Below are 11,978 nucleotides of genomic sequence, written 5' to 3' on the forward strand. Positions count from 1 at the left end.
GTTTAATCCACTGATGGAGTAAACTCGGATGAACACCAATAGATTTAGCAATTGTTTGTCCTCCCTCATTACCATCTATATATTGTCTTACTGCCTGTATTTTTTCTTCTGAAGAAAATCTCGCCATAAAAAACTGCACCTCCAATTGTTAGTTGTGTCTAACAATTGGGGTGCAGTTCACGTAGAGGAGATCGACTTTTCAGGTTGGAATTCTCTTAGCGTATAAAATTGCCGAAATGGGCGGTATAGCATTGTTGCTACTGTTCGTTTAAGTAGACATTTGCGAACGGTTCGTTTTTATATTGAATTGTACGATATAAGTCGTTCGGAAAAGTCTGTTTTGAGTTTACTGACGTTCACTGGTTGTTATGTACATTTACGAACGTGTCTAAAAATTATAAAGAATGATAACCTATACCTATTATCCGAAAATTATAAAAATTGTTATAATTAGGCTATATTCCAATAATCCTAAGGAGGACTTATTTTCATGGTTAGTCTCATTCAACAGTTTAAAGCTTTACCTACCACGGCCATTTCTGATGCAATGGATGGATTGAACAATCTAGACTCAGCAATTAAACCCCTAAAAGATGAATATCATTTTGCCGGACGTGCATTAACTGTCCAGGTACCAGTCGGTGATAATTCAGCCGTTTTAAAGGCAATCGGTGAGGCCCAGGCAGGGGACATATTAGTTGTTGACTGCAAAGGGGATACATACCGAGCTATCGCTGGTGACTTTGTTGTGGGCATGATGCAAACAATGGAAATTGAAGCTCTCGTCGTCGATGGAGTTATTCGTGATCTAGCAGCCATTAAAGATCTAAATTTCCCTGTATTCAGTAAAGGGACTACTGTTGCCTCAAGTGGAAAGGCTGGTGTGGGTGAAACCAATATCCCAATTTCCTGTGGTGGTGTCACTGTATATCCAGGCGACATTATAATAGGGGATGTAGATGGAGTCGTGGTCGTCCCTCAAGCTATTTGTGAAGAAATATTAAAAAAAGCAAAAGATAAAATCATAAAGGATGAACAGCGTGCAGAAAAGTATGCAGGAAAGCCTGATGAAATCAGGAAGTATATTGCCATGATGACTGCAAAATCCTAAAGAACTGCCTTATTAAAATTATCCCCTTAACTATAAAAAAACAGGCAGGAAGCTATTGCTTCCTGCCTGTTTTTTTATTAACCCCTTATTTATCAGAATCAACTTTTGAATCAACTTCTTTTGAATCTTCTTCATTGTATGTGTAATCATAATCCTTCGGATCAATCGGTTTAAAACCATTTGGAGTATAGAATCGGAGTAAGTCTCCGTTTACGACTTGGTCGGATAAATTAAGCATCTTTTCAGCTCTCGTTTTATAATTGAGAATGTCTTCATTCTCCTCGACCAATTCTCCAGTATTAGTATCATAGTACTTTCCTTTAATGGAAGTAACATCTGGCGTTACAAAGTCTCCATTCCTGAAAGGTACTACTTCATTATGATCTTTTGATAATAAATCTGAACCGAATTGTACATAATCATTTGATTTAATCCCTAACAAATGTAGTAATGTTGGGAGAAGGTCTATCTGTCCACCGTATTGATGCATTTCCCCGCCTTCAACGCCTGGAACATGAATCAATAATGGTACACGTTGTAATTGGGCATTCTCAAACGTGCCCACTTCTTTGTCCAGCACCTTTGACATGGCTTCTTTATGGTTTTCCGAAATACCATAGTGATCGCCATACATGACGATTACCGAGTTATCATATAGGCCTGATTTTTTCAGATAATCGAAAAATTCTTTAAGCGCTTCGTCGGCATAGCGTGCAGTTTGGAAGTAACTATCAACCGATGCATCACCCGTTGTTTGTTTACCAATTGTTGCTTTTTCCTGATCCATAGCATATGGGAAATGGTGAGATACTGTTATGAATTTTGTATAGAAAGGCTGTTTAAGTGTTTCTAACATAGGAATGGATTCTTTAAAGAAAGGCTTATCCATTAATCCATAACTTAGTACTTCTTCTTTATTTTCCATATTATAATGGTTTGCATCGAAGAACTGATTAAAGCCAAGAGACTTATACATATTATCCCGGTTCCAGAAAGATTTATAATTACCATGGAACACAGCAGATGTGTATCCTTTTTGTCCTAAAATCGCTGGTGCCGCTTGATACGTATTTTGAGATCGGTTTGTGAATGCTGCCCCCTGTGGTAAACCGAACAGAGAATTTTCGAGCATGAATTCAGCATCCGCTGTTTTACCCTGACCAACTTGATGGAAGAAATTATCAAAGTACATGAAATCAGAATTATCATGTGCAAGTGAGTTTAAAAATGGAGTTACTTCTTCTCCATTCAACTTATAGTCAATCAAGAAATTCTGCATGGATTCCAAATGCAAGTATATAACATTCTTCCCTTCAGCTGCACCGAAGTATTTAGGATTAGGCTCAGCGCTTGTCGCTTTTGTATAGTTGACGACTTCTGCGATATCCGTGCTATTAGCTGTTGCACGCTGAGCATAGGTTTTAGTATTCTGAACCGCATCATAGACAGTATAGTTAAACATGCCTAGATATTTCACAATATAATTCCTGTCAAACGTTCTCGATAATAATTGCGGACGATCCTTTTCAGCAAGTCCCAAATTGATCGCGAAAATTGCAAGTCCTGCAAGGTAAACCATTCCAACTGTACGACGTTTAACTTTGATGTCTTCCACTTTAAAGTCTTTGAATTTATATAAAACAATTAAAAGAACCGTATCAAGGAAATAAAGTACATCATGGGGTTTAAATAATTCTAAAACACTCGGTCCCAAATCTCCGGCATTATTTCGCACTTGTGTCAAGGTTGGTAATGTAATGAAATCGGTAAATGAACGGTAGTATACAATATTGCAGAATAGCCAAAAGGACATCAATAAGTTCAACCGAATAATCCATTTAAACGATTTTTTACCTTTCGCCAGTAATGCCAACCCAAAGAATAAAATAGCTGAACTAATCGGGTTTATGAATAGCAAAAACTGTTGTAGTCCATTTTCAATACCTAAGTTAAATTCAACTCGATATCCAATATAAGTTTTAATCTGAAACATTAATACCGCAATAAAGAAAAAGCCTAGTACATTATTTGCAAATAAATGCTGGCTCTTTTTAAGAAAATTATTCATGCTTTCACCTCTATTAATCTAGTGGTTTATATATATAAATTTTTACATACTTACAGAAGACGGAAAATCGCAAACCTTATGATAGCATTCTTTCACTTAGATAGTCAAGATTGCGCAAAACCACTTTTTGGCACAATATTTACTATTGCATAAAGAACGCTTATTCAGCTTATGAACAAGCCTTTGAAAAAATAACAGAGTTTGGCCCCGCCTTTGAAGTTTGATTTCCTATAATTAATATATAGGAACTCCAAATCTTATTCCAATAAATATCACCATAAATTCCTGGTAAATGTGGATGACAGTTATATTTAAATTTCACTTCCCTTAGGCTTTTACCATTATAAACGACTCCATATAAAAACACCAGCACATTACAAAAACTGTAAAAAATAATTCTTTTAACATCAAAAGCTATTAAATTTATCCAAGATTTCTTTCCCGATAATTCGACAGTCTAAGAATGATTGCTTTTTTTCATTTTATTTTGTCCAGGAATTACTCCCTGAAAACTTTATAATTCCAGTTCAGAACATTTACCTGTACGACTTCTCTTTCAATATCTCCGACCTCATACGCGAGTCGGCTACCTACTAATAACTCAAAGCATTTATCCTACATTTACTTGTATTCCTGACTGTAAAAGATGCCTTTTCTTATGCTCCATTCGAGTATTATCGACAACATCGCCTTCCAAATTTCCCATAATTCGATCATTTTTATTTTCTATTTTTGACAATATTATTAGGACTGCTTTCAGACTGCATCGTAAGTGATGTTACTTCCCCACTCTCCAAAAAAATAGAACTCATCTTGGGTCATTTTCTCTGTTTGTTCATTGATATTATTCAAGATGCATACAAATCCAATGATGACCAGCCAAAGTTCACTGAGATTTTTGACTTTAAACTACCCCTGACTCATAAATAGCAGCAAGATAAATAGCATCGCTATACAATCGACATATAATAGGAAGAAAGTATATTTATTCTCATCTGTTTTTTGTTTTTTTTGGTCCCCTGCTTTAAGCTCCTAGGAGTCCATTTCCAGCTTTTGATCTCCTTAGCTGCTATCAAATCCATAGCTGGGATTGCATTCACTGTGGTGCCCAACTACAAGGCTTGGTTAACGGTCGTTGAGCATAAGCCCTCGTTATTTAAAGGTGGGGATTTTCAATAAGTACAGTCATCTTTCATTATGGTATGTTCTCTTAGCCTATTTGTTATAGGAGCAAATCTGCTTTATATAAAACAAAAAAAGCCTGCTTTCACTTTACGTGAGAGCAGGCCTTGCTTTACATCTTTATTATTTAATACCCTTAGAGACTTCTTTAACCATAGAATCAACAGACTCTAAACCGCCGCCTGATAAGTACCAGTAGTTAGGATCAAGATAAACGATGTTGCCTTCTTTATAAGCTTTTGTATTTTTTACAATATCATTTTCAACTGTTTTTTTCGCTGCAGCTCCATCACCAGCAACTGCATCTCTATCAACTACGAAAAGGTAATCAGGGTCTTTTTCAGCAATGTATTCGAAAGAAATACTTTGACCATGTGTAGATACTTCTAATTTATCATCAACTGCAGGAACGCCGAATACATCATGGATAATACCAAATCTTGAATCAGGACCGTATGCACTTACTTTTCCACCGCTAGCAAGAATGATTAAACCTTTTTTATCTGTTGGTGCTTTTTCTTTCAAAGCGGTGATGTTTTCTTCAACACTTGCAAATTCTTTAGCAGCTTCTTTTTCTTTACCGAAGATTTTACCAAGAAGTGTTACGTTTTCTTCAAATGATTCCATATATTTTGTAGTATCCACACCTACATAAACTGTAGGAGCAATTTTACTTAATTCTTCATATGCATCAGATTGACGACCTGAAATAAGGATTAAGTCAGGAGCAATCTCGTTAATTTTTTCGAAGTCAGGTTCTTTTAATCCACCAGCATTTTCAGTTGTACCTTTATATTTAGAAAGGTATTTAGGAAGGCCATCATGAGGAACAGCAGCCACTTCTACACCCAATTTATCAAGTGTATCAAGAGTTCCCATATCGAATACGACAACTTTTTCAGGGTTTGTTTTTACTTTCGTTTCTCCTAGTTGGTGCTTAACTGTTATTTCTTCGCTTTTAGCCGATTCTTTTTTCGGACTTGATTCTTCTTTTTCATTATTTGATCCACAAGCTACAGCCACTACAGCCAGCATTGCTATTAATAGCAGTAAAGATAATTTCTTAATCATTAAAATGTCACCTCGAAAAGTATTTTTTATTATTTAAAATTACATTTTGAATCCGTAACTTGTTAGAACCCATCATTTTTCCTCTTTTCCCCTTACATTTAAACAGGAGGCGGCCAATTCTTGGGCGCCCGCCAACTCTTAACAGCCTAAAGAGTGTTCTTAATGTTTCCTAGTTTAGTTACGAATACCTGAAGTAATTTAAAACCAAATGGCGTGGTTCCTAAGTAAAGTACACGCAGATCTTATTATCATTGATATTTTGAATCTCAATATCCATATCATAGATTTCCTTTAATACATTGGAATTAATGACTTGTTCGGTAGGTCCATTTTGGACAACCTTTCCATCCTTCAATGCAACAATATAGTCGGAATAACAGGATGCAAAATTAATATCATGAATGACGATAATGACTGTTTTTCCTAATTCATCAGCCAACCTTCTTAATACCTTCATGATTTGGACAGAATGCTTCATGTCCAAATTGTTCAAAGGTTCGTCAAGAAGTACATACTCTGTATTTTGTGCAATTACCATTGCAATGAAAGCCCGTTGTTGTTGGCCCCCGCTAAGCTGGTCAAGAAACTTATCCTGCATATTCTCAAGTTCCATATATTCAATCGCTTCATCGACATATTTCCAATCCTCTTTAGTCAATTTCCCTTGTGAATAAGGGAATCGACCAAAGGCGACGAGTTCACGAATCGTCAATCGGATATTAATGTGGTTAGCTTGCTTTAAAATAGCGATTTTTTTCGCAAGCTCATTGCTGTTGAATTTCCCCATGTCTTTACCATCAATCAGGACTTCCCCTGAATCTTTAGTAATGAGTCGGCTGATCATCGAAAGAACCGTACTTTTTCCCGCACCATTAGGGCCGATGAAAGAAGTGATTTTTCCTTTGGTAATTTCAATGGATACATCCTCGACAACCGTTTTATTATTATATTTTTTGAATAAACTTTTCACTTCTACCATGACTTATTCTCCTTTAATAGAAGATAGATGAAATAGACACCGCCAACAAAGTTGATAATGACACTCAAAGTTGTAGAGAAGGTGAAGATTCTCTCAACTATGAATTGGCCGCCGACCAAGGCAATCACACTAATCAGCATCGCACCTGGAAGGATATGTTTGTGCTGATAAGACTTAATAAATTGATACGCCACATTGGCAACAAGTAAGCCGAGGAATGTGATAGGACCTATCAGGGCCGTTGAAATAGAGATTAAAATCGTGACAACGATTAATACCCGTTTCGTTACAAAATCATAATCCACACCTAAGTTTATGGCTTGGTCTCTCCCTAAGGACATGACATCTAAATACTTCAAAAATCTCATAAAATATACGATTACTGCTATCATAAGGACAATAGCTAACGTCAATAAGTCCGTATTGACATTGTTAAAACTCGCAAACATTTTATTTTGAATGATTTGAAATTCATTCGGGTCAATCAATACCTGCATAAATGATGACATACTGCCGAATAATGTTCCGAATATGATGCCTATCAGCAAGAGAAAATATATATTTCGATTTTGCTTGAACATGAACTTGAACAGTAGACTGGAGAAAATAAGCATAGCTGTCAAAGTAACCAGAAAATTTAGATTTTTATTTAAAATCATGACATGTGTTGAACCGAACAGGAAGATGACTCCTGTTTGAATCAGCATATACATAGAATCTAATCCTAAAATGCTTGGTGTTAAAATTTTATTATTTGTTACTGTCTGGAAAACTACTGTTGCGAAGGCAATCGCACAACCAACTACAATGATGGCGATAATTTTGATAACCCTTCTTGGAAGTGCATAATCCCAATTCGGGCCAAGATCCCAAAAGATATAACCTGCCGTTAAAACAGTTGCAACAACAGCTAGTAAAATGATTTTTCCTTTATTATTCATATGCCTTTCTCCTCATTATCAGATAGATAAATACGGCGCTTCCTATTACACCAACTACGAGACCTATCGGAATTTCAAATGGATAAATGATAATCCGACCCAGAATATCGCAGATCAATAGGAACACAGCCCCTAGCAATGCTGTATGAGAAAGACTCTTCTTCAAATTATCACCAAGGTAAAGTGAAACAATATTAGGTACAATCAGTCCTATAAAAGGAATTGTTCCCACCGTTAACAAGACGACGGTAGAGGATAATGCTACGATAACCAATCCAAAATTGACTACAAATTTATAATTGAGTCCAAGATTGATAGCAAACTCCTCACCCATCCCTGCCACAGTGAATTTATTAGCAAAGAAGTATGCGAGAATGACCAAAGGGATACTTATGTATATTAGTTCATATCTTCCCGACATAATCATCGAGAAATCCCCATTCATCCATGTGTTGAGACTTTGAATCAAATCATATTTATAAGCAAAGAAAGTTGAAATAGATCCGACGATATTACCAAACATCAAACCAACCAATGGAATAAAAATCGTATCCTTGTATTTAACTTGATCAAGAATTTTCATGAACAAGAAAGTGCCTGCCAAAGCGAATATGAATGCGAATGCCATTTTCTCAATAAGTGCTGCTGATGGAAAAATGATAATAGCAAGAAGAAGACCCAACCTTGCAGAATCCATCGTACCGGCAGTTGTTGGTGATACAAATTTATTTCTGCTTAACTGCTGCATGATTAAGCCGCTGATACTCATAACGACCCCGGCAATGATAATAGTTACCATTCTAGGAAAACGGCTTTGCAGCATAATTTGCACTTTATCATCACTTAAATCTAATAAATCGAGAGGCGTAATATCTTTTACACCAATAAACAATGAGGTAAATGATAAAACAATTAACGCCATGACTAAATATCTTATCTTCATCTTCATTTCCTACTCTTCCTATATCAGTAAAAACACAGTGATAATATTTTTAATTAAAAATATATGAATAAAGACTATTGTTCAGTTTTTATCTATTTTTAATTAAAAATAAGACCCATGAGCTACAATAATAACTGCACGTGTTTTCCTTTTTTTGATAATGAGATTCATTATCAATATCGTTGTCATTTCTATTCTACCATTCCTTTGACTTGTGTCAACATATACAACCTAATTACTTAGATAAATTGGGAATTGTATCCTCTCTTGTTCACACAATCTATATAAAGTACTTGTGTATTAAATTCTTTCAAACCATGCATTTCACAACATTAAGTGATAAAATCAAAATAACATATATTTACTCTTCCAATGAAAGTAGCGATATAATGAAAACCTTTCTTTCTAAAATGTTCACCAAAAAAGAGAAAATCCAGATTGAATTTTGTCAAAATAATCTTGACCGTTTCCTTAATGAACAAACACTCGCTGTGTATGGAAAGTTCTTGACGAATCCCCGAATTCAATATAAAGAATATGAATGTTTAAGTGAATGTAAACTTTGTAATACGACACCCTATGCTAAAGTAAACGGGCAGATTATGAGTGGGGAAAATACACAAGATCTGTTAAACCAGTTACAAAACATATTAAAATAAATACGGGCCAAGCAACTTCAAATTGCTTTGGTCCTTATTTTATTGTAGAGACTTTAACTATATCCCTAAAATTATAATGAAGAAAACCGCGTATAAAAAAACCTCTATAACTCCTATTCCTTCTATATAATAGGAGTGCATAAAAGGATTAGCTGTATCAGCCCCTCTGGAGCATCCGTTATATCATCCATTGCAGTCGGGATGAAATAAGATCGCTCTACTGTTTCACGGCTGGAGCTCTCTTATTGTTGTTTCGTCTTCATTTCTTTGATTTAGGTTTTATATTGTGATTTATGAGGAGTAGCAGAATACATAACTACTTCTGGGCACCTAGCCATAGAACGCCCTTTATCAACCTAGTAGATACTTCCTGTTTTTTACTATTTTCAAAGTTTATGCTATTTTTCTAGTATTATATATGATAATTTATGGGAAAAAGATTAATTAGGAGGATGTATGTGAAAAAGATCATACCAACGATTGTTTCTGTTGTCTCTCTTAGTCTTATCACTGGATTGCCCGGCCTAAGCTCCACGGCTCAGGCAGATGAATTTACCCCTTATTATGGCAAGGGTCCTAGCTACATTCAGCCAGAAAATCTCTCCTACCTTTTCCCAGACCCTAAAGTTACCTTCAAGACTCCTGCCTTTCAACATGACAAGATTGCCTTTACAAGCCAAGAAGAAATGATAACTTATATCAAAAAACTATCCCACAAAAGCAAAAACATACAAATTAAGACAATTGGTCAATCTACAGAAGGACGCGATATCCCGATGCTCCTTTTCAGCAAGGATTCAAAAAAGCTGAAAAAGGATACTAAGAAACCGTTGATTTGGATTCAAGGTCAGATTCATGGCAATGAACCCGCCTCTGGTGAATCTACATTAGTGATTGCCCAATGGCTTGCTGAAGGAAAACTTGGTGATGTCCTCGATAAAGTAAACATTGCCATCGTTCCACGAGTAAATCCAGATGGCTCCTATTATTTTAAACGATTTACATCTAATGACATGGATGCGAATCGAGACTATTTAAAAGTGGAGTATCCTGAGGTACAGACTATTCATCAAACCATCAATGATTATGAGCCTGAAGTCATTCTTGATGTACATGAATATACAGTGAACCCCGCTCCCCTAAAAAAGGTAGGCGCAAATGGATCCATCGCTTCCTATGATCTGCTCATTTCTTCAGCAAAGAATTTAAATATTCCAGAACAGCTTCGAAAAGCATCCGATGAACTTCTTTTGCCTAATGTTTTTAAAACACTGGAAAAAGAAAAGCTTTCCTATCATGATTACTATACACTCGATACTTCTGATGCTGGAATTCTTACCGCTACTGAAGGAAGCACAGAAGCCCGCATCGGTCGCAACGCTCTCGGATTGAAAAATACGATGACCTATTTAATTGAAACAAGGGGTATCAATATCGGTCGTACTGACTTCAAACGTCGTGTTTATGCACAAGCTACAGCTCAGGCTGCCTTCATTAAAACGACAGCTGATCAAGCCAGTACAGTAAAAAAGGTGGTCAAGCAGGCCGAAAATGAAGTGGTGAAAAAAGGGAGAAAGGCAAATGATCATGACAAAATTGTCATCACCAGCGAAAATAAATTGATAAAAAATCAAAAGTTAACAGTAGTTGATTTAGCAAAAGCCAAAAAGGTCGATACGCCTATCGATTGGCTGGATTCTACCGATGCCTACCCTACCCTTGTTAGAGATCGACCAACAGCATATATCCTCCCACCTGAATATAATGATATTGCAAATAAACTTCAGTTATTGGGAGTGCAGGTGAAAAAACTAAAAAAACCTGTGAAATTATCTGTTGAAAGTTACAAAGTAAAGGATTTGAAGGTGTCCACTACACTTGAAAGCGGACATACAACCAAAGAAGTGACGACCACTGTATCTGCGAAAAAACAGGAATTCCCGAGAGGAAGCTATGTATTTAACATGGACCAGCCTGACGCTAACTTCATTTCCCTCGCACTCGAACCTGAAGGCATAGACAGTTACGTTACATTCAATTTCATTCCCGCTGTTAAGGGCGGAGAACTTCCGATTTACCGCTACATGCAACAATCAGCCTTACCAGTTAAATAATAAATCTCCACTACTACCTAAAAAACGCTTTGGCAGCTTTCATTGCCGAAGCGTTTTATTTTTTATTCCTTCTTTAAGCATTAGCAGAGTTTCTGACACCATTCAGTCGTCTTTCTTGAATGCAGCAAAAACTTTTGAATATATATATAAACGGACAATGTGTTTAGGAGGGGGAACACCTTTGAATCACCAACATGTACAATTGGAAATTAACCGACTTGTTTATCACTTAAAGCAAGACCAATCAGCAGATGGATCTTGGAACTATCCCTTTGACACTGGGATAACAGCTGATGCCTATATGATTATTTTACTAAAAATTTTAGACATAGAAGATGCTGCCCTTATAGAGGCTTTAGTAAAAAGGATTGAAAGCAGACAAACAGAAAACGGTTCTTGGAAACTTTTCCATGATGAAAAGGAAGGCAATCTCTCGGTCACGATTGAAGCTTACTATGGTCTTCTATATAGCGGCCTACGGAAAAAACAAGATCCCCATATGAGAAAGGCCAAACAATTCATTCTTTCTAACGGCGGAATCAAACAGACCAATACGCTAACTAAAATGATGCTCACCGTCACTGGCCAATATAAATGGCCGCCTCTATTCCCAATCCCGCTCGAGGTTATATTACTGCCGCCAACCTTTTTCATCAACATTTATGACCTTTCCGTATATGGGAGAGTTAACTTGATACCCCTGCTTCTGCTTGGACATAAAAAGTATCAGATTAGATCCTCGAACGCACCTAGTTTAAAAGATTTATATCAAACGCGGGAGGAACGTACTGAAGAATATGTGTGGGAGGAATATCGAACGGACGAATACCGCTCTTTCTTTTCCAAACTTCAAACAGGTGTCAAAACCTTAATTGGTTATCCAGATTATTTGCATTCCTTGGCCCTAGAG

Annotated in this window: 9 protein-coding genes and 1 pseudogene; 4 read left to right on the top strand and 6 right to left on the bottom strand. The window is 36.4% G+C overall.

From position 1 onward, the window contains the following. On the bottom strand, positions 1-127 hold a 127-nt coding region (locus tag AC1DUW_RS13795), incomplete at its 3' end, for a transposase (protein WP_477642756.1). A 363-nt stretch (positions 128-490) separates the two neighbouring features. Between AC1DUW_RS13795 and AC1DUW_RS13800 the strand changes: the two genes are divergently transcribed. Continuing rightward, positions 491-1,111 (top strand): RraA family protein, encoded by a 621-nt coding sequence (locus AC1DUW_RS13800; RefSeq protein WP_053348656.1) that lies wholly within the window; start codon positions 491-493, stop codon positions 1,109-1,111. A gap of 85 nt (positions 1,112-1,196) precedes the next feature. Here the strand turns inward: AC1DUW_RS13800 and ltaS are convergent, their stop codons facing one another. From ltaS to AC1DUW_RS13825, 5 genes are all read right to left on the bottom strand, one after another. After that, a complete protein-coding gene (ltaS, locus tag AC1DUW_RS13805) occupies positions 1,197-3,179 on the bottom strand; it encodes a lipoteichoic acid synthase (protein WP_053348655.1) in 1,983 nt (660 codons plus the stop codon). A gap of 1,305 nt (positions 3,180-4,484) precedes the next feature. After that, positions 4,485-5,429, bottom strand: a complete 945-nt coding sequence (locus AC1DUW_RS13810) for a siderophore ABC transporter substrate-binding protein (RefSeq protein ID WP_477642757.1) — start codon at positions 5,427-5,429, stop codon at positions 4,485-4,487. Between the two features lie 223 nt (positions 5,430-5,652). Then, complete coding sequence (locus tag AC1DUW_RS13815; RefSeq protein WP_201187265.1) at positions 5,653-6,411, bottom strand: iron ABC transporter ATP-binding protein; 759 nt, start codon at positions 6,409-6,411, stop codon at positions 5,653-5,655. Next, on the bottom strand, positions 6,405-7,352 hold the full coding sequence (locus tag AC1DUW_RS13820; RefSeq protein WP_053348652.1) for an iron chelate uptake ABC transporter family permease subunit: 948 nt from the start codon (positions 7,350-7,352) through the stop codon (positions 6,405-6,407). Before AC1DUW_RS13820 ends, AC1DUW_RS13815 begins: the two co-directional genes overlap by 7 nt. Further along, positions 7,345-8,295: an ABC transporter permease gene (locus AC1DUW_RS13825; protein ID WP_252432816.1), complete on the bottom strand. Its 951-nt coding sequence runs from the start codon at positions 8,293-8,295 to the stop codon at positions 7,345-7,347. The genes AC1DUW_RS13820 and AC1DUW_RS13825 overlap by 8 nt, the downstream gene beginning before the upstream one ends. Before the next feature lie 410 nt (positions 8,296-8,705). Between AC1DUW_RS13825 and AC1DUW_RS13830 the strand changes: the two genes are divergently transcribed. The 3 genes and pseudogenes from AC1DUW_RS13830 to AC1DUW_RS13840 form a co-directional block, all read left to right on the top strand. Continuing rightward, positions 8,706-8,954, top strand: a complete 249-nt coding sequence (locus tag AC1DUW_RS13830) for a DUF1450 domain-containing protein (protein WP_376181162.1) — start codon at positions 8,706-8,708, stop codon at positions 8,952-8,954. A 458-nt stretch (positions 8,955-9,412) separates the two neighbouring features. Beyond that, on the top strand, positions 9,413-11,068 hold the full coding sequence (locus tag AC1DUW_RS13835) for a M14 family metallopeptidase (RefSeq protein ID WP_477642755.1): 1,656 nt from the start codon (positions 9,413-9,415) through the stop codon (positions 11,066-11,068). A gap of 181 nt (positions 11,069-11,249) precedes the next feature. Further along, positions 11,250-11,978: pseudogene (locus tag AC1DUW_RS13840) on the top strand (squalene--hopene cyclase); the annotation flags it as partial.

The sequence above is a fragment of the Peribacillus sp. P4_C12 genome, assembly GCF_056402095.1.

Coding starts and splice junctions, on each gene's coding strand:
- AC1DUW_RS13800 (WP_053348656.1), top strand. CDS start 491: ATGGTTAGTCTCATTCAACAGTTTAAAGCTTTACCTACCACGGCCATT.
- AC1DUW_RS13820 (WP_053348652.1), bottom strand. CDS start 7,352: ATGAATAATAAAGGAAAAATCATTTTACTAGCTGTTGTTGCAACTGTT.
- AC1DUW_RS13825 (WP_252432816.1), bottom strand. CDS start 8,295: ATGAAGATAAGATATTTAGTCATGGCGTTAATTGTTTTATCATTTACC.
- AC1DUW_RS13815 (WP_201187265.1), bottom strand. CDS start 6,411: ATGGTAGAAGTGAAAAGTTTATTCAAAAAATATAATAATAAAACGGTT.
- ltaS (WP_053348655.1), bottom strand. CDS start 3,179: ATGAATAATTTTCTTAAAAAGAGCCAGCATTTATTTGCAAATAATGTA.
- AC1DUW_RS13830 (WP_376181162.1), top strand. CDS start 8,706: ATGTTCACCAAAAAAGAGAAAATCCAGATTGAATTTTGTCAAAATAAT.